Source organism: Staphylococcus sp. 8AQ (assembly GCF_902506595.1).
In the GTDB taxonomy this organism is placed as follows: domain Bacteria; phylum Bacillota; class Bacilli; order Staphylococcales; family Staphylococcaceae; genus Staphylococcus; species Staphylococcus pasteuri.
Map to the genome: position 1 here is coordinate 21,202 of NZ_LR733873.1, position 21,449 is coordinate 42,650.

Genomic DNA, 21,449 nt, shown 5'->3' on the forward strand with positions numbered 1-21,449 from the left:
ACTAACTAGTGTTATAATTTACCTAACAAACTGTTTATAAGAATAAAATAGAGAGACGTTAGTGAGTCAATAAATGTTTTCAATATTATATTCTGGGAAAATGAAAATTAGATAATAAGCATTCATATTTATAAAGCCTTGTTCTTTTAGAACAAGGCTTTTTCTCCCAAGAAGTATTAGATCATGATATCAGTGTATCTATGCTTATTATTTCTACTGTTACTCATCCCAATCAATTTTAAGTTGCTTTAAAAAAGCTTCCCGATCCTTTTCTAATTGAGGATCTATATCAATTTTATCTTCTTTATTATATGTTCGATTTTCTAACCATGAGGGTGTTTTTTCTCTACTAATATATTGTCTTGAACCGACAGTATTTTTACTTTTAACATACTTTTTATTATAAATACGATTTTCAGGTTCGAATATAAATTCTAGATATTCTATTTTGCGTCCCTTTTTTGCTCTAACTTTATGTATCTTTAACGCTTTAAAAATATAACTGAGTTCGTTAATAATAGGTTTTAATACATTCTTATTAATATCGGTCATTCTATACGATGTTGGAATATCTAATCGCTCTCTAAAATCATTTATTTTTATTTTTAAATAACCTGTATGTTTAAACTGCTTAAGTATTCTAAACATGTTTTTAGAATACGTTGATTTAAGCGTCGTCATTTCTTCTAGTTCAAATTTTGTAAAATTATTCGTAATTGAATTAAGTATATGCTTTAGATTAGGAGATGTTGAAATCTCTAAATATTGTTCCTTTTTATGAATTCTATAATGATTAAACAACACAAAGCGCTCTATGATGTCATCATCTTCATACTTAATTGTCAATTCCAACATTTTTTTGTATACATCATCCAAATCTTTCACAAACCTATTAATATTACGCGTTTTAGGGTTATAGTTACTTAATTCTTTTAATTCATCAAAAGCCAAATGTAACATATAGGTGTCTTGTTCTTTTAACTTATTGCACATCACAAAAAACAAATTAATTTCTATGCTTGTAAATTTTCTTAATGGGACAAGGTTTAGATCATTTTTATATACAACTGTTTCACCAGACATTTTATTATCACTCCATCAGTAACTGCATCATATAAAGGAGTACTAAAAAAATAAATACTCCCTTATACCAATTGAATATAAGCATAAAACACTTTTATAGCGGCGTCAATGAATAAAAGGAGTGATGATATTTAAACTACTCCTTTTATGTGGCAAAACTATGCCTTTTATGTGGCAAAACTATGCCTTTTATGTGGCAAAACTACTCCTTTTATGTGGCAAAACTATGCCTTTAAAATTCTAAACTCCTTGGCACTCTATGTCTAAAGTACCTCCTAAAAAGGTTTTAAAAAGATTTATAAAAAGATATTAAAAAGTTAGGGGCAATTCACCCCTCATAAATTCAAAAGAAAAAAGTGTTAAAAAAGTTACTATCAGAAACAAAATTTCATTTCTGATAGCAACTTTTTTATTTTAAGCCTAATTTAAGCTTTATATAGCATCTTTATCCTGAATTATATACTTATTAATTAAATACTCTTATACGCTCTTAAAATGGTATATATAAGCAATCCAAATAAGAGATAAGGGACAAGATAAAGTAAAAGAATGAAATAACGCCATGCTGAATGCTCGGTTTTTAATACATAGTTAATCCATTCGTAAAAATGATGAACACCTAACAAGTCACCTAAGAGATTTAAGACTAAAAATGCGACCATAGTTAAAGCAAAAATGAAAAACATAACAGTAATCCCTTTGGTTAAACGATTAAATGCTTGATCATATTGTTTAACAGCTGTTTCGTTTTTTTAATTCGCTCATCTATTGTCTTTTTATATTCGCTATTCGCTTTTTGAAGGTCTGCTTGATTGCTTTTCATTTCTTTAACCATGTTTTGTGTTTCTGTTTTTACGTCATTGAGTTCTTTTTGTATCGCTTGTTCAAAATCTTGTTTTAAATTATCAGTATCAATGCGTTGTACATAATGTCTCGCTGCACTCATAAATCGTTTTTCGTTCGTTTGAGTTGCTTGATTAAAGTTCGAGGCCGTGGTCTCGATCGTCGTTAATAATTGTTCGTGATGCTTGTATCTCGTTCAGTTGATTCATCATGGTTTGAAGTTGGTCGTTTTGGCTGGAAGTCAGTGTCTGAGTCTCGTTCTTGTTGTCTTCGTCGTTGAATTTGTCTTTCAAAGCCACCTTCGATACCTCCTTTATTGTAATCTTCGTCGAGTTTACGCCCACGCACCTTTTTATTTTCGGCTAAATGTCGATAGGTAATGCTTTTGAGTGTGACACGTTCAATTTCAATATCATGTTGGTTTAAATGGTCTTTGAATTCATCCATATTCGTTGCTTGTGATTGGTCTATCGCCTCTCTGATTTCATCTTTCCATGAATATTGGACAGTTGATTTCGTATTAGGGTGGGCAATGGCTTTTTCCGTTTGTGTATAACGTAAACGTGCTGTGTCTTTCTTTGGCACATTTAAACCATGTTCTTGACACACCTCATCATTAAAATCTCTTAAATCACGTAAGGTTTGTTTATTGTTGTTAAATTTTTTCCCTGTCTCAAGATCAATAGCATTAATCACAATATGGTTGTGTACATGATCCGTATCATTGTGTGTATAGACAGTGACTTGATGATTGGGCGCCATTTTCTCAGCAAGTTCTAAACCTAGCTGATTACATTGTTCAGGCGTGACTTCGTCAGGTTTAAACGATTGGATAATCACATGACCTTGATTACCGTCCGTTTTGCTATATAACTCAAGAGTGGGTTTGAAACTCGATTTCGCATAGTCTACATCACAATTTAAACCACTTTTTTCAATGGCACGTTTTTCAGCGTAATTGATCGCCCGTGATGTTGATTTGGTGGCACTTAATTTAGTTGTTGCAATCATCACGTCGTTTTTCTATTATTTCTTGAATTAAATAACCAATATTGATTACTCCAATAACTAACATAATTATGGCTGTTGTATATGAATGGTTATAAAAATTCCAAATTGAAAAGCCTATAGCAAGTATTAATACAAATAAGCTCGTTACTATTTCTAAATTCTTTCCCATATGTCATTCAACCTTTCACGTAATTCATTAATATTATGTTCTAATGCCTCATAATTCGGTGCGTCATATTGATGTTGATTACAATATTTAGCAATCTGATTCGCATTTGCGCCTAACTTAATTAAATCTTTCGCAATCGATTGTCGCGTTTCTTTATCAAATTTCGGTGCGACCAATCGATTGCCTTGTGCCTTTTTCTTAACGAAAGAAGGCACACTCATATTTAAAGTTTCAGCCGACTTCTTTAACTTTAAATATTCGGATTCGCTCACACATCCCACCACGCTTTCTTCGAAAGATAACTCCTTAATATAATTTTGCTTTACCCTGTAAAGTAAAATTAATCAAGTCGTTATAGTGGTTTGGGCAAGCATTGGCTTTGCTAGCCACTTACGTGGTAGCGACGCCTGCTTGTTGGGGATTATCCCCAAGCCCCTTAGGATTTTTTCTAACGAAAAAATAGTGTCTAATTGATAGCCACTAATAATAAAGAAAAAGAAGTATTATTTGTTATAAATATATTAATTAGGTTCATATTTAGTCTTTAATATTTTTAATAAAAAAGGTAATAATGCTAAAAAGAGTGTTATTGATGCAAATAACCATGCATGACTTGACCCTTCTATGAGTTTATCTGAATTTGATGAATTACTGATAAATAATGAAGTAACTGCTGTATAAAAAGCAATACCTATATTTTGAACCATTCTTTGTGTAGCTCCAACAGTACCTTGCATATCTTGAGATACAGTTCCCATTATTGCTGAAGTATTAGACGGTAGGAAAAACCCTCCTCCTATACCATATATTAGTAATAACAAGCTTATTGTCACTGGATTTAATATATATTGTAATAATCCTAGGCTTGTATATGCCACAATCATAATAATTAGTCCTGTAGTCATTAATACAATATTGCCAATGCGAGAAATTAATTTACCAGATATTTTTGAAATAAGTACTAATCCTAAAGGAGAAGCAAGGTTAACTAATCCTATTTGCCAAGATGAAAGATGATTAATCTTTTCTAAAATATATGGAGGAATGATAAAACCTAAAGATGTTGTACCTCCAAATACAAATATTGCAAATATTGGAGATGAAAATGATACATTCTTGAATAAACGTAAATCGATGATAGGATGATTCGTTTTTAACTCCCATATAATAAATAGGCAAAAAGAAACAATAAAGATTAGGAAATTGCCATATACTGATATATTAAAAATTGAGTGATAAGACCAAGATGTTAAACTTATTAATAAACAAAAGATAGATAGAAATAATAATGAATTTCCACGTATATCTAAATGGATAGACATACTTTTTTGTTCTTTAATATATCTTTTTAAAAATAAACAGCCGATTAAACCGATAAATATAAAGGGAATATTGACCCAAAATATCCATCTCCAATTACCTACAGATATTAAAAGACCTCCAATACTTGGACCTAAAACAGGACCTATTCCTAATAGAATACTTAACGTTCCTAACGCAGAACCTTGTCTATTTTCAGGAATGGTTGTAGTAATAATAGCTGTAGCAGTTCCTTGTAACATTGCTGCACCTATACCTTGTAAACCACGAAAAACGATTAATTGTATGACGTTGTTTGAAAAACCGCATAAAATAGAAGCTATTAAAAAAATAGTTAATCCTAAACTATATATATTTAAACGACTGTATTTATCGCTTAGTCTCCCAAATATTATAATTGTGCCTGTTAATAATAAAGTATATAGTGTGACACTCCAAGTAATAAAAGAAGTATCAACATTAAAAGATTTAGATAAAGTAGGTAATGCGACATTTATAATTCCGCTATCAAGGGTGGATAAAAACATTCCTATTCCTGCTGTAAAAACAACTAAATGATCGAAATACTTAGAAGAATTCATCTATAATACCTCCTCATTTAACTAATTTAATCATACCCATATAATATTTCGCTTAACACCGAAATATTATATGGGTATGATTAAATTGTACTAACAGAAAGGGTGTATTATATGTATGAAAATTTTTCTGATAATATTCTCCTTATTGGACATAAGACACGTTTAACTATGTTAATTGAATTATCTAGTGGCATAGCTCTTCCAGCTGGAGAATTAGCTAAATTAGCTGGTGTAAAACCTCAAACAGCTAGTGAACATCTTTCAAAACTAGTAGAAGCTAATTTTATTTCAGTTAATACATGGGGACGACATCGCTATTATAAAATTGATAATGACAAAGTCATTGATGCAATCAATGCTTTATCTGTTATATCTCCTCCTATGAATAGCAAATCGTTAAAAGAAACAACAAAAAAAGAAAAGTTGTCGTATATACGCACTTGTTATGGTCATATTGCTGGGAAAATAGGGGTTAAATTTACTGAAGCTTTATTAGAAAATGATTATCTTAAAGAAAAAGGAGAATGTTATAAATTGACTCAAAATGGAAAAAATTGGTTAAAAAAATTGGAATGGAAACAGAAAAAAGCATGTATTCTAAATCTATTCCAAAGCATATAGATTGGACTGAAAGAAAAAATCATATGGCAGGACCGGTTGCATTACAAATAACTGAAAAAATGATCGAATTATCTTGGATAGAGAATAGTGAAATTAATCGATGTCTTAATTTAACCAAAAAAGGAAAAAGTGCTTTCAAGACATATCTAAATATGAACATCCCATAATAAAAAAACGAAATATTTTGACAAATAAAGTGCTTTTATGATTATGTACTTATTGAAAGTGTATTAAACCACTTATATTTTAATTTTTTCTGTGTCGAGTGATGTAGTTGTTATAAAATATTATATTTTGGAGTTTCATAATGAATTCTAAAGTGATTAAACATACTGCAGATTTTGATGAAAAACGATATTGGGAAAGAGTTAAGCGAAATTTAGGTTGGTTAGGAAATACTGATGAAGAAGCCAAAAAGCGTCAAAATAAAATTAGTGAAGTGGTAATAGGCATTGCCGGTTGTGGTGGTATAGGTGGTGCTGTAGCCGAAAGATTAGTAAGATTAGGAGTTCGTCATATAAAAGTAGCAGATCCAGATTATTTTGAGCTTTCTAATATTAATAGACAATTTGGTGCATCTTTGGATAATCTTGGAAGAAATAAGGCAGAAGTAGTTGGAGAATCTATATTTAATATTTCAAGAGATGTAAATGTTGATGTTTATCCTGAAGGTATTAATAATAATACTGCTGATGATTTTGTAGAAGGTTGTGATTATGTTTTAGATAAAATTGAATTATTTGAATTAGAAGCTCGCTATGCATTACATAGAGCTTTTCAAAAGAATGAAAGATGTAAATTTATGTTAACTGTGCCAGTATTTGGTCATAGAGCTTTCTTCTTTAAATGGACTAAAGATTCAATGTCAGCTGAAGATTATTTTGATATCAAGCCAGGTTCAGAGCTAGATGAAAAAAATACAAGAAAAATAGTTTATTCTCTTTTTCCAGAATACCCTCAATTTCCATCCAAAGAAAGATTAGATGATTGGTTAATTAATAATAAAGAATGCCCTATCTTTGCTGGATGTCCCCCTTTAGCTCAAGGTCTTTTAGTAGAAAGATTGAGTTTTGAAATAACTGGTCTGAAAGATATTCCAGAATATAAAGAATTACCGTCAACTCCAAGTTATTCTATGTTTGATTCAGCCTCTTGGGAAACAAAAATTGTAGAAAGAGAGGAAAATAAAATTGATTAATAACTTATTATCGATGAAGAATGTGAATCTTACTGATATTAATACTATTTTTGAAAAAGCAGATTATTATGAAAAAGCTTTAAAAAATGGAAAAGTAATTAAGGATTTAGAAGGTAAAATTCTTGCTACACTTTTTTATCAACCAAGTACCAGAACTAGAATGAGTTTTACAAGTGCCATGTATCGATTAGGTGGACAAGTCATAGATATGGGTGGACCTAAAGTAGCACGCACTGATGATTATTTTGACGAGAGTATGTCAGATACTATTAAATATATTGAACAGTATTCAGACATCATGGTTATGCGTCATTTTCAAAATTATACTGTTGAAAAAGCATCGTAGGTCACCCATACTCCTATGATTAATGCTGGAGATGGAACAAATGAGCACCCTACACAAGCTTTATTAGATTTATATACGATGTCAAAAGAATTAAATGGTTTAGAAGATAAAGTTATAGGAATAGGCGGAGATATTAATTGTAGAGTGATTCGTTCTATTGTTATAGGTTTAGAAAAGTTTGATATTAAGAAAATTATATTTCTATTGCCAAATGGAGAAGAATTAAATAGCGATATTCTAAATTTATTAAAAAATACTGATTACTCTATAGTCCATAATGTAGAAAGAGTATTAGAGCAAGCAGATATATTAGATATCATACCTTTTGAACTGCCAGATTTTAATTCTGCTTATTCAGAAAAAGTTGATGAAAAACCATCATTAGAAAATAATTTGATAGTATCTAAAGAAAAGTTTAATGATAAGAATAGGATCCCTATTCTAAGTCCTGGACCAAGAGAAGCTGAACTTTCTTCAGATACAGACGACATGGATAATGTGATATTTACTAAACAAGCATATAATGGTTTATTAATAAGAATGTCTCTTTTGTATTATTTTTTACACTGAATTAATAGCTATTTATAAAATGAATAGGTTATACAAACTAACTACCCATAATAATTAATTATGTAAATTAAAAGTACTTTTAAAGTTTATTAAAGAATGTTATATTCAAAGTAGTTAGGTGCCTAACTACTTTGAAGGAGTGTTTTTTTGGAAGATTTTTATCTATATGATAGCCCCTCAATCAATAAGTTGAGAAATTTAAAAAAAGAGTATGATAATTTAGATATTACCTCTGTACTTACGTATTTTGAGATTCAAAAAGCTTATAAAAATATAAAATCAAATCATGATTTCCTTTTTCAAAAATTTGAGCTATCTGAAAGTAAATTTACGATAATGATGTTGTTGTCTTATGAAAAAGACATGATTTTATCACCTTCAGACTTGTCCCGCAAAATTGGTAGTAAAAAATCAACTATTAGCGGTGTTTTAAAGGGATTGGAAAAGCAAAATTGGATTAGAAGAGTTAAAGTGTTAAAGGATAATAGAACTAACTATGTACAATTGACTAGTGAAGGGCTAAATAAATTAGAAGAATTTTTACCATATAATTATGAACTTGTTTCAAATATTTTTTCTGATTTTAGTGAAGAAGAAAAGGAACAACTATATTTCTTAGCAAACAAACTTAAAATTAATTTAGAAAAGGATGATTTTTTATGAACAAAATAGACTTTTTAGAGACATTTTTAAGTTTTTACATTGATCATCATGAAGTACTTAAGGATATGGAAAGTGGTGAAAATAGATATACTATTCTTGATGTGAGAAATGCACCAAAAGAAGTTAAAGGAGATAAAATTAAAAATTCTATTGAAATACCGGCTAAGGATTTAAAAAATCAATTGAACACTTTATCTAAAGATACGATTTATGTAGTTTATGATTGGACAGGCGGAACTATTTTAGGAAAAGAAGCATTATTAGAATTATATAAAAATGATTATGAGGCTTATGAATTAGCTGGAGCTTTAGAAGGCTGGAAAGGTATGAAACTACCTTTGGAAGATGTATAATATATACGTTTTAACTACCTATAAGACTTTATTATGTTAACTAAAGGAAAAGGGAGAAACGCCGTTAAATCAGCGTTTCTCCCTTTTATGTGAATTCATGGACTATTCACATTTTATACATACCCTTAACCACACGTTTTCATGCATTTTCATGAAGAGAACTTTTGTATATTTATGTAAGTTACACTTGTGTAACCTACACATAGCGTATACTTATTTAATAGTAAACTATTAAACTTGTTTACTTGTATATTTGTTTAGCTGTTGCATACAATATGCGCGCATATTGTATGCATGTATATTGTATGCCTGCATATACTTGAAAAGTTATATATTTGAACACAACTTTAAAAAACTTACTTACATCTATATAATGATCAATGTAAGCAAGTTGGATCGATGGTGGCTAATCTGAGTATAAGGAGCGTGCTGCCTATGATGGTATCAATCAAATCTTTAGAAAGGAGACGCCTCTTGGTTGATATAACTACCATGTTGCAATTTGGAATTTTCCTCATTACGTTCATCGGTCTTATCATCGAGCTTATTAAATTAAGCCAAAAAAAATAACCATCCCAACTTTTGACAGAGTAGGAAGAATGGTTATTAAGTAATATCCGAAAAGTCACCGTCTTTTTAACGGGCTTACTATGGCACAAGTGTTATCAGCACTTGTGTCTTTTTGGTATATACTAGTTAGCAATTCATTTGTTACTTTAATTATATCTTTCATACTATCTTTTGTAAACTTTTTCTATTCTTCCCAATCGACTTCAAGTTGTTTTAAAAAGGCTTCTCGTTCTTTCTCTAATTGTGGATCATACTCATTTTGTGTTTGTTTTTCATATGTGCGTTCTTTTAACCATTTTGGTGTTTTCTCACGACTTATATATTGTCGTGACTTACCTATATCCGCCATTTGAGGTTGTCGTTTACTGTGAATGCGTTTCTCAGAGTCAAAAGTAAATTCTAACCATTCAATTTTACGTCCTTTTTTAGCTTTGATTTTATTGATATTGAGGTTATTAAATATTGGAGAGAGCTCCTTGATAATCGGTGTTAAAACAAATTGGTTAATATTAGACATTCTATAAGATTCTGGAATATCTAATCGTTCTCTAAAGTCTTCAATTTTAATCTTCATATAGCCAGTATGTTTATATTGTTTAAGTAATCTAAACATATTTTTTGAATAGGTAGATTTAAGGTGTGTCATCTCTTTTAATTCAAATTTAGTAAAGTTATTCGTAATTGAATTTAAGATATATTTTAAATCAGGAGAAGTAGCAATTTCTAAATATTTTTCCGATATATCTATTTCATACTTATAGAATAAGACAAATTTTTTAATTTTTGTTTCAGTTCTAATAGTATATCTGATATCTAACATCTTATCGTAAACTCTTTGGAGATCATCTACAAACCTGTTAATGTTACGTGTTTCTGGACTGTAATTACTTAATTCTTTGAGTTCATCAAAAGATAAATGAAGTGTATTAGTATCTTGTTCTTTGAGCTTATTACACATAGCAAAAAATAAGTTAATTTCAGTAGCAGTAAAGCGTCGTAATGGAACTAAATTCATTTCATTTTTGTAAATAACAGTTTCTCCGCTCATATAATAACTCTCCTTTCAACAAAGGCATAAAAACAAAAAAACTATGCTTTTAATGTGGCAAAAATATGCCTTTTAAATTCTATAATATTATGTATTAAAGCTTGTTTATACAGTAACATAGAACTATAGGCATAACAACAAAAAAAATATGCCTTTAATGTGGCAAAACTATGCCTTTAATGTGGCAAAACTACTCCCTTTAACACCTTAAATCCATTGTCTCTCTAAGCATCAAACAAGTCCTAAAAAGGTTTTAAAAATATTTATAAAAATATATTAAAAAGGGCGGCGATTATGAGACAGCAACCACTATGAAAAAGGTTTCTATAAATACCATGTTACATACATTCGTACTTATACTGTTATTTATATGTATATTATTAGAGCACTATTGTAAAATTTAAAATACTGTATAATACATGTAAATTTATGTAAGTTACAAATATTATACAAATTCTTACTATTTGATCCACAATACAGAGGGCTTCATGTGAAGTCAAAAGCGATGTATATGTTAATTGTAGACACGATGATATATCGAATGAATAAAGATACTATCGAGGTAGATAGAAATGGCTATCAGTATATCGAATTTGAGACCGATTATTTCAAGAAAATGTTAAAAATCAGTGTGAACACAATCACTAAATTCAAAAAAGAATTAATAAAAGTAGGACTTATTGATGTTACTTCAAAAACAGGTAAACAACGTCTTTACGTCTACATGCCTAAAATCGAGGATAAACAATTCTATTATTATAATAAAGAGACAAAATCCAACAAATACACATATATCGAATTACCTAAATTCTTATTTGAAGCGGCATATCAATCAATATCTTCCTATCAAAAATAGCCGTACAACTGGACGCTTTGTGGACAATCACGGTGTAGTATATACAAAATATACTTATAATCGCTTCATAGACGCATTAAACATCAAATCAAAGCATACACTAAAAAACATATCAATATCTTAGTCAAATACAATCTATTAATCGTGAGTAATGTAGCTACTACAATTAATCATATTTTCAAAACATAAAACCGTTATTATGTATTAAAGCCTAAAAAAAGAAAAAAACAATGTAATCAAACAAGTTGATACAAACGATAGTTATGTCTCAAGTCATAATGTAAATGTTGAACAAAATAGGGCAAATAATGTCGATATGGAAGGACATAATCACAATAATAATGCATCTGATTAACAAAATATGTCATCTAGTAATATTAAAAATTCTAGTAACACTATAAACATAAATGCACAGTATATATCAGAGTCAGCCTCATTCAAAACTGAAAATGAATCATTAAAAGAACAAATACGCTATTACAAAAAATACATCAAACAATACTTACCTGATTTCATCGATGAGAAAAAAATGCTAAAAGAACAATTACTAAAGAATTTCCCGACTTTTATCCGTACGCTTATTGTTAATTACACGACTAAGAAACACAGCGTGCGATGAGTGTGATTTGTGACGCCAAAAATAAATATAATCAACTCTACGAAACAAATTATCGTCTTGAAGATTTAGAGAATGAAATTGTAGAAGCATTAATCCGTGTAAACCGAAAACATAAAAAAGACAATAAAAAGATGACTGAAGTATGTAATTATCTAGTTGTAAGTATCAAAGGCGCATTTACTCAAAGACACGAAGAAGATTATAACAGAGGTGTTATTACAAAAAGTCCTGAAACGGCTTTATTTGGTGACTTACCAAATGTTATTACGACATCAAGTCAATTGATGAATAGCAATATTAGAAAACAAATAACGTCAAACGAATTACATGCCGCCAATCAATACGCAACGGCTAAGAAAATGCCTTTTTGATAACCTAATATAAGATTTGCGAGTAGTGGACCATAGGAAATGCAAGGATAAATTGAATTAGTAAAAGACATTACCATCATTAGCAATTATGGTTAGGCGTTATTAGTATGTCTATTTGCTACGTATTTTAGACATAAGGTCTTTATAATATATATTGAATTTATTCTTTTTATTTACAATCTTTTCAGAAGAGTATGAATCAATGATACAGGTCCTATATAAAATCTTAAGTTGCTGTAGTAAAACGATTTATATAAGGTAGCAGACTAAAATACACATACACACATATATACACATAAACGTGTTGGTGTGTATATATGTGTGTATGTGTCTGCTTAAAGGGGAATCAGTATATATTATTACTGAAACTAAGTAATAATAAAATATAAAGCCTTATATTTTGTTTACTGCTCTAATTATTCCTTCTTTTGTTAGATCAATAATAGGTTGATATTTTTCTTTATTAAGGTCTAGTTTGTTTATTTCAATTTCAATTTTTTCTAATTCTTCAATTATATGCTCTCCTTGAGACAGTATTTTAGAGTATATACCTATTTTAGAGAGTTCTCCTTGTGTTTTAAAGGCTGATGTATCTTTCTCTTTGTTTAATTCTTTAATATTAATTTGCTGACTATTCCATGTTTGTAACCTACCCTCTATGTATTTTTCCTTACGATATCGCCTAAGAATACTTACATCTATTCCGGCATCCCTAAATATATCTTCGGGGTCTTTGCCATTGTTTAATTCTTCTACAGCTTTAATTTTGAAATCATCCGTATAATATATGTTCTTACTAGTTACTTTATAAATATTAATATTAGCTTCTAATTTTTGTCTAACCTCTTTGGGTAAAGTTGCCATTTTTTCTCTCTTTCTCTCTTTCTTTCTTTTTTTATTTTATTACTATAAATTGGATAAAGTTAAAAGTCAAAATATATATTTAAAAGATAAACAGAGTAGTCTACATAGTAAAAAGTAATTATATATAATAAATAGAAGCGGCTCTAGGTAATATATATGTTTTGTTTGCTAATATTGTATCAGATAAAACAAAATACTATTTTTATATTAGTAATAGATAAATACGTCAGTAGTTGCCAATGAATTTAAATAATAGTAGAGAATTTTTTAGTTATTAGCACGCATATACATATGTATATGCGTGTGTGTATGTGTATGTTAAAATAAAGACGGAGGTGTACAAATGGAAATAATTACTTTCGCAGCCGTTAAAGGCGGAGTAGGTAAAACAACATTATCCTATAACTTTTCTGGCTATTTATCTGATCTAGGCTATAAAGTCTTAATGATAGATTTAGATCATCAATGCAACTTATCTCAAATATTAGGAATTTATGATCAAAAGAATACGGTCTTATCTATATTCGAAAAAATAGATGCATTGCATATTGAAGAAAAAGTTAAGATACACCGTATTAATAATAATATAGATCTTATCAGTGGCTTTTTACGTTTAGATGAGTATGAGAAGCATATGAGTACGACAGATGGAAAAGACATGCAGTTATATATGTGGCTGGATGATTACTATGAGGAATATAATATTGGTCAATATGACTATATTATTATTGATACACATCCCGATTTCAGTACATCAACAAGAAATGCGATTGTGGTAAGCCATAAAGTAATTTCTCCTAATAAGCCAAGTGGCTTTAGTGATGATTCGAATGCAAACATTTCATATCGTATTAATAAATTGAAGAAGGACTTAATTGACTTTAGGACACGAGAAAGCTATGTCACAGCTAAGCTTTTTTTCGTTGGAAATATGGTCAAACATAATACTAAATCATCAATTAATTTTAAAAAAAGCATTGAAAATCAAGAGGATTATATAACTTATTTTCCTGATAAGGAATTAATTACACGCAGTGTTTTAGAGAAAAAGCCAATTGTATCATTTAAACAAGAGCCTTCAATATACTTAAAGGAGAAAAGTTTTTTTCACCAATTTATAAAGAGTTGTGAAGCTATTAAAGATGCTTGATTAATATGAATTAAAAAGAGAATATTTAATTTATCCTTGAATGTCAACACACAATATTGTGTACACCCACACATACAAACATGCACATGTATATTATATATTGCGAAAGGAGCTTTAAAATGGCTTTTAATAAAAAAAAAGATAGTAACGATCAAGAAAAGAATATAGAAAAAGCTTTAGAAAATGCAGTATCACCCAATATATCATATAAAAAAATAGAGATAAAAAAAGATAAAATTAAAGAAAAGAAGCAGAGATATCAATTTATGTTACAGCCTTCAGTTAGGAAAAAACTAGATGAGTTAGTTGAAGAAAATAATTATTCATCATCTTCAGAGTTTTTAAATGAGGTTATAAAGCAATTATAGGCAAACTAGTGTTACATTTAATTGTGTAATGTATATTTAACCTTTAGATATGTAAAAAGATTATTAAGATCATTAAACTAAGCCGATGTCAACTGTACACAAACAAAGCACATGGGAGCGACACCAATACCGCTTCTATGTGCTTTGTTTGTGTACGTTGTGTACTTGGAAGTTATAGAAGAAAAATATCTACCACGTTTAGAATTAATCCAGATATACTAAAAATATAAGGATATAAAAGCCAAAATAATAGAATGCGATGATAGAGCGAATGATGGTAGGTCAAAAAGTATAAAGAGAACCTATTTTTAAGAGTTAGAGGGAGATTAATCACATAACGATACCGAAATAATCATAGTTAATAATCAAAGGAAGGAGTAGTACATATGACGGTGGTTCATACAAGAAAATTAAGAAAAAGTGGTAATAGTAATGTATTAACGATACCTAAAGAAGTAATCAAAGCATTAGATGTCGTCGAAGGACAGCATATTGCTTTTAACGTTGTTAATGGAAAAATCATATTAGAAGCGGTTAAACCAGATGATAATGAAAGTGATATTTTAAGTATCGCTAATCAAGTGAGTAAGCAGTATGATAATGCATTAAAAGATCTAGTGAATAATTAACAATTTATATAAAATCAAAATAAACAAGGAGGAGATTTACCATGGACTTAAGACAATATGTTAACTTAAATCATATATATACGTTTCAGATGGCTATTTAGAGATGTTTTTAAATAAAGGGGAAGATTTACTTAAGTGATCTTAATACGGCGATGATATGGACGATATAGAGCATGATTTTAACTATATAGCAAGATATAAGATTGAAAAGAATGATAGAGATCAAAAAAGTGATGCAGCTATACATGTTTTTATATCTAAAATAGATGTTAAGAGGAAATAAGACAAAGTGATGACCAAGACATTCGCATATTTCATTCATGAATTATTAGAATCATTTTCTCACGAAAAGATAGAAATAGCGCTACACCAATCAGCCAGTGAAGTCAATTATAAAGAATGCCATATATATCAAAAATTATTGGCTCAAGTATGTGAAAGTGGGAAACTTCCGTATATATACGACATATATAAGACGTATTTACCATAGATCATAGACAATAGGACCTAGACTACTATAAAAAGTTAATGAATGAATCAAATTATCAATAATCTAGACTTATCTATTCAAGGTATTCAAAAGGTACAAAGTAAATATACATCAATGAAAAAAACAGAGAAGCGAAAATGTTTTCCGTTTTATAAAATAAATAATTTAAGTAATGATGAACAATTGTTAAAATTAGGTGGTCAATATAATAGTTATTCGGCAAGATATGATAATACAGTTAGATAGCTATTAGACAAAGATATTAATGAAATATATTTAGTACTAAAAATTGATACGGAGTATATGACGAATATGGATTAATTCATCAATGATCAAATTGAGGGAGTGATTTTATATTTCATCTATTAATGTTAAATGTATAGAGTTCATATTTGATAATGAGAAGCGGAATCAAACGAAATATCATCCTGAAGATACTCGGTATAAATGGAAAACGTAAATCACAAATAAGTAGAGAAAAAATACCAGAATGGATATAATCACTAGAACTAAATAGCGATTGTACATCGATCAAACGATTTATTGTATGAATGTAACTAAAATATAAAAAATAATAAATAAATCTCTTGAGTTGTATTTAATTACATATGATGAGTTATAAAAGTTAGAATAAATATTAATAGTCAAAACAGATGATAGACAGATAAATAGAAGTGGATGTAATATAAGAAGCCGCTTCGCTGAAAAGTTTTTTTGATATGTGTACGTAGTGTACGCCATAATGAATTGAGTTTTTATTTACTACTAATTGTTTAGACTTTCGATTGGACAGTTTCCACTTCTCAATCGTTGGATACTAGAATCCGACACACTTGCTTTTTTACTAACTATTGTTTGAATAATCATAGTGTTATCAGTGAATCGTTGTTTAATTAGGAGTGTTAGAAATAAAAATAATAAATAGAGTAATGGCGATAACTAATACACCTAAAGCGTAATTGATATATGCTTTGATTTTTGATTTCATTAATTTTATCATTAGTATCACCTCGTTTTATAATATGAAGTAAGAGGATGTCCCCGTTTTAACTAAGTAATCTAACTAATTATTAGTCTGACTGTTGAGGCAATGACGGAAACTCCAATAGCATAATTTCTAAAGGTTTGGCTATGAGATTGGTATGTTGTTGCCTCTTTTTGTTCTAAATTGTATGAAAAATATTCATTTTTCAAAGCTTTATAATTACATAACTAAAATAATAGATTATAGAAGCGGGTAATAGTCCCGCTTATTTTTAATTTGAAAAAAGGACAAAATGTTGTACATTTTATCTATAAAACAAGGAGATGAGACTATGACAAATATTGCTAATTATACAAACAATTTGATAAGCATCATAAAAAAGTTAAACAATATAGGGATGTGAAAATTGTTATGACGAAAAATGATGAAAACGCGTTTATTATGTCTGTATCAGATTATAGAAGTATACTAGAAACGATATATTTGAATCAGTCTCCTACTAATGTAAGACACCTCGAAAGTTCATTAAAAAGCTTTGAAAATAAACGAACATAAGAATTGATAATCTATGTCTAAATTAGTCGTAGTATTCTCAAGGGGAACTTCTATTTAAATCATTTGTGTACGCAGTGTACGTTATAAGATTGTTTACTGTCGAAGATGTGTTACTATATGTTTAAGAAGTATGAATGATCTATAAATAGTTTGTTAAATGAATATTTATAATCTTTACAGGATACGATTCCAATTCATTTTCACTGTTAACTACTTTGTAGATTATGATAGTTGAATCTAAATTTCTTTATATGTTATTAGGTGTTTGTATTGTGTTATCGATACAGACGCCTATTTTTATATTCTATTTTGCTATTCAATAGGTAATAAACACAATAAGTGATTAATGGTTTATTGGTATATCAACTTACAAAGTTTTCTCAAGGTTAACTACTGTTTTTTCTTCTTAAGTATACGTGCATAAGGTTGTTTTCCTTGAATATAAACATTTTTCAATTTTCAATATTAAATGTGAATTCTAAATAATCAATATAATGCCCCTTTTCACTTTTATTTATTTCTAAATTTGGAGATAGTAGCATGAATACTTTAATATTTGTATTTAGTAAACGTTTATCAACACACCAAAATTATGTCCTTTAGGAATATTGAGGCATTTCTTAAAATCATGAGTTGAATTATTCAAAGTGTACGCAGTACACAAGAAAAGTAATGAAATTGTTTAAAGAGTACGTAGTGTACTTTGTTTACATATAGAATTAAAAAGGAACATTATAAGAACTAAGCTAACTAAAAAGAAAAGAGATGAAATCATGAGAGAGCAATTAAGGAAATTTAAAAATCAAGATGTTGTATTAACTGGAGAATTAAAAAGTGTGAAATATAGACGTTATTCAGATAGATTTAGTATATATAAGGAAAATGTTCATATACTACTGAAAAATGTAAAAATAAATGGTGAAATCATCGATCATATTTGGTTACAGGAACGCAACAAGTTTTATGAAGAATATAAATCTTTAACAGGTCAGACAGTTAAATTTAAAGTTAAAATCAAACCGTATATTAAAAAGAAAAATTTTGTATATGTTGAAGATTACGGAATACAAAGATTAAGTAAAATATTAAGTAAAGAAGTTTATGATGAACAAAAGCCATTTAAAAAGAAGTAAGCAAATATAAATTACTAAAAAAATTAAATCAATGACGCTGAGAAACGCATTTATTTACGTTGAGAGTTACCGATTAAGGTGATACACGGAGTAAGTGCGCTATTCTTATTTAAAATTAATAGGAAAAATTAGTCAAAACAGTTTAGGAATTGAATAAAAAAGATTACAAAGTAAAATTAATTATATATATTGCAAATCATTTTGACGATGTAGATTATGACGAAGTAACTGGCAAAATATTAGCCGGAGATAATGTGTTTATCTTTGTTGAAAATCACGCAATCAACACAGAATATAAAGATATAGCTGATAAATTAGTTGATTACGTAAATACAAATAGATATTCTAAAAAATCAAAATTAAAAAAGAATTAGAATTATTTGTTTATATTGATGATAACAACTTATTTTATTAAGGTACCTTTTTAAGGAATAACAATATATTTAAAACAATTAAATCTTAAAAATAATAACTATTTAACAAACGAGATATAACTATTAATAAGAATAAATATATTTAAATATAATTTTATATAATAAATTTTACAGTTACAAAATAGATACCAAGAATAACTTTAATTTTCAAATATATATAGTATCAAAAATTATACTAACGCATAAAAATGATATATATTATTAGTGATGGAAGTCTAAAATACTATTAGCTTACTAAATATAATATTAATGTTTTTAATAAAATAGCCTTTATATTAATAATGTGTATTTATATTTATAATTTGAGCCAAATATTATATATAAAGTGTTTTAAAATATATGATTTGTGTTCTTTGTGTACGTTGTTTTCGTTGCGTACATAGTATCTTAATTGTAGTATTTATTTAATTAATATTAATAGAAATGAGTGATGATTATGGCTAATACCAAAACGATTAAGCAAATAAAAATAGCAAAAACTAAATGCAAAAATTTAAATGACTTTTTACTAAATTTTGTTCATTGGGAAGAAATTGCAAAACGATTAAATTATAGTAAACCATCAGTTTTTAGAATTAAAAAACAAATGAAGAAATATTTAACTACAGAGGGTGAACAAGAGGCTTTATATAAAATGTTTTCTGTTTCAGAACTAAACAAGCTTATAGATTTATATAATGATTATATAGAGAACCCAGACGCTTACGCCAAACCTAAAACTAAAAAGGAGTTAAATAAGGAACGTCAAGAAAATGCTATAGCAAAGCATATGAAAGATATGAAAATGGATTATAAACCAGAAGACAGAGAGTGATATGAATGGCTAAAGAATGGAGCTATATTATTGATATTCCCCCAGTAGCAACGCCACGCCCTAACTTTAGAAGTGTAAAAGGCTCAGACGGTAAAACTAAAAATATTACGTACTATCCAGAAAAATACAATCAATATATGAGAGATGTACAAGAAATGTTAAAGAGAGATAATGCTTTAAATCAGGATTTTTATGATGTTATGGCTTGCCCGTACGGTGTAAAAGCCGAAATAAAATTCTTTGTGCAAGCACCCAAAGGATATAAGGGCGTTAATAATATTATGAGAACGACGGCACCAGATATTGATAACTTAGAAAAAGCTGCTTTTGACAGTATTTTTAAAGGTTTAGAAATCAAAGATAGTCGTATTGTTATGGTGGCTAAAGCTAAATTTCAAGAGTTGCATAGACCTAGAACAGAAATCACATTGAAAGGGATTGAATAACATGCCTTCAACGAATTTAGATAAATTTTACGCTATAGAGCGAATTATGGAAGAGTTTAACGGGCTCAAAGAAAATTACTTAGAATCATTAGAAGAACGTTATGAGTATATGAACGAGTATCGGAGAGAATATAGAAGTTTAGTAAGAGCTATTAATGAAATTGAGAAAAGACTAGAAACGACCGAAAAAGATGACGAAGTAATAGAAGTTTTAAAGAAAAACGCAAGGATCAACGCACAAAAGCAAATAGAGAGTATAGAAGAGCAAAGAGAGACGAATCCTTATTTTGACCCTAAAGATAGTAAAGAAAGCCTAAAAAAGCTTGTAAATGCCTTGTATAGAAATGTTAGTATTGATTATTTAGAAAGTCTTCAAAAGTCCTTAGAAAAAAACAATATAGATGTTGACGGTTTACAGTTACTTATAGATACATTAGAAAGTGATGAAGAGCATGACAATAGAGAGCAAAAGCAAAAAATACTATCTTTGATAGATATGGCGAAAAGTGATTATTTAGGTAGTTTTAAAGATTATAGAAATACGTTAGAAACGGGAGAAGTAGGAGAATCGTTTAATGATATTTTTAAAGTTTTAGCTCAGTTAGGATATGACGAAGAAGCTGGGCTTATGGCAGATGCATTGCCAGACTATGAAGATGTTAGACGTGAAAGACCCGACCCACAACGGTTATTAGAAGTATTACCACCGGTAAAAAGTGCGGATTTACAATATTGGCAGTCAAATAGGCGAAAAAGTGAGGGATACGCCTTAAATATGATTTTTGCTAAAGAAGTAGCTTATACGCGTAGAGCTTTATTAGAAGATAGGGAATTTATCGGCACTAGAAACGCTTTTAACCGATTGAATAACGCTTATGAGGAATTAAGTGAATATATGTACGAAAGATATCACGAGTTAGGTGGAACACCTTATAATTATCATGGACATATGGATAGATAAAATATGAATATTGACTATAAATGCTTTAATGACGGCGTTTATAGTCTTTTTTTGTGCAGATCAAAATATATAAAAACTATATAAAATAAATAATACTTATAAATAAAATGATAAAAATCCTTGAACATACGCTAAACATATCAAAAAGTAAATATAAAATCAAATAAATAAAAAGCAATATCATAAAATAAGCAGAAAAGTGTTGCATATCAAACGATAAAGGAAATTATCAAAAAATGTTGTTCAAAACCATGCAAAATACAGTATCAAAAATGAAACCAAAAAGGAATGGGAATAAAAGTCAGTCTCAAAATTAAGACCGAAGAGTAAGTGCTATGGGCTGACAGCCCATAGCACTTACTCTTCGGTCTTAATTTTGAGACTGACTTTTATTCCCA

25 protein-coding genes and 3 pseudogenes are annotated in these 21,449 nt (G+C 28.9%); 20 read left to right on the forward strand and 8 right to left on the reverse strand.

Features of this window, described 5'->3' with window-relative positions:
- Positions 1–219: 219 nt before the first annotated feature.
- The 6 genes and pseudogenes from GVY01_RS12320 to GVY01_RS12345 all read right to left on the reverse strand — a co-directional run bounded on the left by GVY01_RS12320 (position 220) and on the right by GVY01_RS12345 (position 5,007).
- Complete coding sequence (locus GVY01_RS12320) at positions 220–1,083, reverse strand: replication initiation protein (RefSeq protein ID WP_159333797.1); 864 nt, start codon at positions 1,081–1,083, stop codon at positions 220–222.
- Positions 1,084–1,786: 703 nt separating this feature from the next.
- On the reverse strand, positions 1,787–2,029 hold the full coding sequence (locus GVY01_RS12680) for a hypothetical protein (protein ID WP_236549879.1): 243 nt from the start codon (positions 2,027–2,029) through the stop codon (positions 1,787–1,789).
- Positions 2,030–2,103: 74 nt separating this feature from the next.
- Positions 2,104–2,934: pseudogene (locus tag GVY01_RS12330) on the reverse strand (relaxase/mobilization nuclease domain-containing protein); the annotation flags it as partial.
- The gene (locus GVY01_RS12335) at positions 2,921–3,106 is read right to left on the reverse strand and encodes a hypothetical protein (protein WP_159333798.1); all 186 of its coding nucleotides are present in this window, start codon (positions 3,104–3,106) and stop codon (positions 2,921–2,923) included. The pseudogene GVY01_RS12330 and the gene GVY01_RS12335, both read right to left, overlap by 14 nt.
- Positions 3,091–3,378 (reverse strand): annotated as a pseudogene (locus GVY01_RS12340) (plasmid mobilization protein); the annotation flags it as partial. The pseudogene GVY01_RS12340 and the gene GVY01_RS12335, both read right to left, overlap by 16 nt.
- 249 nt (positions 3,379–3,627) lie before the next feature.
- The gene (locus GVY01_RS12345; RefSeq protein ID WP_159333799.1) at positions 3,628–5,007 is read right to left on the reverse strand and encodes an MFS transporter; all 1,380 of its coding nucleotides are present in this window, start codon (positions 5,005–5,007) and stop codon (positions 3,628–3,630) included.
- A 111-nt stretch (positions 5,008–5,118) separates the two neighbouring features.
- Between GVY01_RS12345 and GVY01_RS12350 the strand changes: the two genes are divergently transcribed.
- The 8 genes and pseudogenes from GVY01_RS12350 (at position 5,119) to pepG1 (ending at position 9,328) form a co-directional block, all read left to right on the forward strand.
- Positions 5,119–5,628, forward strand: a complete 510-nt coding sequence (locus tag GVY01_RS12350; protein ID WP_236549881.1) for an ArsR/SmtB family transcription factor — start codon at positions 5,119–5,121, stop codon at positions 5,626–5,628.
- Positions 5,598–5,795 (forward strand): hypothetical protein, encoded by a 198-nt coding sequence (locus GVY01_RS12685; RefSeq protein ID WP_236549882.1) that lies wholly within the window; start codon positions 5,598–5,600, stop codon positions 5,793–5,795. The genes GVY01_RS12350 and GVY01_RS12685 overlap by 31 nt, the downstream gene beginning before the upstream one ends.
- Before the next feature lie 140 nt (positions 5,796–5,935).
- A complete protein-coding gene (locus tag GVY01_RS12355; RefSeq protein ID WP_064597096.1) occupies positions 5,936–6,826 on the forward strand; it encodes a ThiF family adenylyltransferase in 891 nt (296 codons plus the stop codon).
- A 13-nt stretch (positions 6,827–6,839) separates the two neighbouring features.
- Positions 6,840–7,244, forward strand: a pseudogene (locus GVY01_RS12690) (aspartate/ornithine carbamoyltransferase family protein); the annotation flags it as partial.
- A gap of 6 nt (positions 7,245–7,250) precedes the next feature.
- The gene (locus GVY01_RS12695) at positions 7,251–7,742 is read left to right on the forward strand and encodes a hypothetical protein (RefSeq protein ID WP_328803506.1); all 492 of its coding nucleotides are present in this window, start codon (positions 7,251–7,253) and stop codon (positions 7,740–7,742) included.
- Positions 7,743–7,889: 147 nt separating this feature from the next.
- Complete coding sequence (locus GVY01_RS12365) at positions 7,890–8,405, forward strand: MarR family winged helix-turn-helix transcriptional regulator (protein ID WP_159333800.1); 516 nt, start codon at positions 7,890–7,892, stop codon at positions 8,403–8,405.
- A complete protein-coding gene (locus GVY01_RS12370) occupies positions 8,402–8,758 on the forward strand; it encodes a rhodanese-like domain-containing protein (protein ID WP_064207393.1) in 357 nt (118 codons plus the stop codon). The genes GVY01_RS12365 and GVY01_RS12370 overlap by 4 nt, the downstream gene beginning before the upstream one ends.
- A 435-nt stretch (positions 8,759–9,193) precedes the next feature.
- A complete protein-coding gene (pepG1, locus tag GVY01_RS12760; protein WP_328803504.1) occupies positions 9,194–9,328 on the forward strand; it encodes a type I toxin-antitoxin system toxin PepG1 in 135 nt (44 codons plus the stop codon).
- A gap of 184 nt (positions 9,329–9,512) precedes the next feature.
- On the opposite strand, the gene GVY01_RS12375 is transcribed toward pepG1, so the two are convergent.
- Positions 9,513–10,376: a replication initiation protein gene (locus GVY01_RS12375; protein ID WP_017636236.1), complete on the reverse strand. Its 864-nt coding sequence runs from the start codon at positions 10,374–10,376 to the stop codon at positions 9,513–9,515.
- A gap of 442 nt (positions 10,377–10,818) precedes the next feature.
- On the opposite strand from GVY01_RS12375, the gene GVY01_RS12380 reads away from it, so the two are divergent.
- Both GVY01_RS12380 and GVY01_RS12385 read left to right on the forward strand, forming a co-directional pair.
- The gene (locus GVY01_RS12380) at positions 10,819–11,232 is read left to right on the forward strand and encodes a replication initiator protein A (RefSeq protein ID WP_268893238.1); all 414 of its coding nucleotides are present in this window, start codon (positions 10,819–10,821) and stop codon (positions 11,230–11,232) included.
- A gap of 615 nt (positions 11,233–11,847) precedes the next feature.
- On the forward strand, positions 11,848–12,222 hold the full coding sequence (locus tag GVY01_RS12385) for a hypothetical protein (protein ID WP_159333801.1): 375 nt from the start codon (positions 11,848–11,850) through the stop codon (positions 12,220–12,222).
- Positions 12,223–12,615: 393 nt separating this feature from the next.
- On the opposite strand, the gene GVY01_RS12390 is transcribed toward GVY01_RS12385, so the two are convergent.
- On the reverse strand, positions 12,616–13,086 hold the full coding sequence (locus GVY01_RS12390) for a hypothetical protein (protein ID WP_159333802.1): 471 nt from the start codon (positions 13,084–13,086) through the stop codon (positions 12,616–12,618).
- Between the two features lie 343 nt (positions 13,087–13,429).
- Between GVY01_RS12390 and GVY01_RS12395 the strand changes: the two genes are divergently transcribed.
- From GVY01_RS12395 to GVY01_RS12440, 10 genes are all read left to right on the forward strand, one after another.
- Positions 13,430–14,236, forward strand: coding sequence for a ParA family protein (locus GVY01_RS12395; RefSeq protein ID WP_159333803.1), 807 nt, complete (start codon positions 13,430–13,432; stop codon positions 14,234–14,236).
- A 119-nt stretch (positions 14,237–14,355) separates the two neighbouring features.
- On the forward strand, positions 14,356–14,604 hold the full coding sequence (locus GVY01_RS12400; RefSeq protein ID WP_159333804.1) for a CopG family transcriptional regulator: 249 nt from the start codon (positions 14,356–14,358) through the stop codon (positions 14,602–14,604).
- Between the two features lie 386 nt (positions 14,605–14,990).
- A complete protein-coding gene (locus tag GVY01_RS12405; RefSeq protein WP_159333805.1) occupies positions 14,991–15,233 on the forward strand; it encodes an AbrB/MazE/SpoVT family DNA-binding domain-containing protein in 243 nt (80 codons plus the stop codon).
- 532 nt (positions 15,234–15,765) lie between these two features.
- Positions 15,766–15,969 (forward strand): hypothetical protein, encoded by a 204-nt coding sequence (locus GVY01_RS12410; RefSeq protein WP_159333806.1) that lies wholly within the window; start codon positions 15,766–15,768, stop codon positions 15,967–15,969.
- A 1,150-nt stretch (positions 15,970–17,119) separates the two neighbouring features.
- Positions 17,120–17,263, forward strand: a complete 144-nt coding sequence (locus tag GVY01_RS12820; RefSeq protein WP_159333807.1) for a type II toxin-antitoxin system Phd/YefM family antitoxin — start codon at positions 17,120–17,122, stop codon at positions 17,261–17,263.
- 773 nt (positions 17,264–18,036) lie between these two features.
- A complete protein-coding gene (locus GVY01_RS12420; protein WP_159333808.1) occupies positions 18,037–18,396 on the forward strand; it encodes a hypothetical protein in 360 nt (119 codons plus the stop codon).
- A gap of 149 nt (positions 18,397–18,545) precedes the next feature.
- Complete coding sequence (locus GVY01_RS12425) at positions 18,546–18,770, forward strand: hypothetical protein (protein WP_159333809.1); 225 nt, start codon at positions 18,546–18,548, stop codon at positions 18,768–18,770.
- A 496-nt stretch (positions 18,771–19,266) separates the two neighbouring features.
- A complete protein-coding gene (locus tag GVY01_RS12430) occupies positions 19,267–19,644 on the forward strand; it encodes a hypothetical protein (RefSeq protein ID WP_159333810.1) in 378 nt (125 codons plus the stop codon).
- Positions 19,645–19,649: 5 nt separating this feature from the next.
- Positions 19,650–20,090 carry a RusA family crossover junction endodeoxyribonuclease gene (locus GVY01_RS12435; protein WP_159333811.1) on the forward strand — a complete coding sequence of 147 codons (441 nt, stop codon included), beginning with the start codon at positions 19,650–19,652 and terminating at the stop codon, positions 20,088–20,090.
- Between the two features lies 1 nt (position 20,091).
- Positions 20,092–21,051, forward strand: coding sequence for a hypothetical protein (locus GVY01_RS12440; RefSeq protein WP_159333812.1), 960 nt, complete (start codon positions 20,092–20,094; stop codon positions 21,049–21,051).
- Positions 21,052–21,449: the final 398 nt, after the last annotated feature.